Genomic DNA, 292 nt, shown 5'->3' on the forward strand with positions numbered 1-292 from the left:
GTGCGTAGGAAACCCTATTCTGTTGTTTTACTGGATGAGATCGAAAAAGCCCATCCGGATACATTTAATATCCTGTTACAGGTGCTGGATGAAGGAAGGCTTACTGACAACAAAGGACGTCTTGCCGATTTTAAGAACACCATCATTATTATGACTTCCAACATAGGCTCTCATATCATCCAGGAGAAGTTTGAAAATATCAAAGACCTGGATGCCGCAATGGAAAGTGCTAAAACAGATGTACTTGCATTGCTCAAACAAAGTGTGAGGCCGGAGTTCATCAACAGGATCG

1 protein-coding gene is annotated in these 292 nt (G+C 42.1%); it reads left to right on the plus strand.

What is annotated here, in order from left to right:
* Nucleotides 1-292: AAA family ATPase (locus tag HC175_RS23045; protein WP_168140084.1), on the plus strand; the 292-nt coding region annotated here is incomplete at both ends.

Source organism: Salinimicrobium oceani (assembly GCF_012037645.1).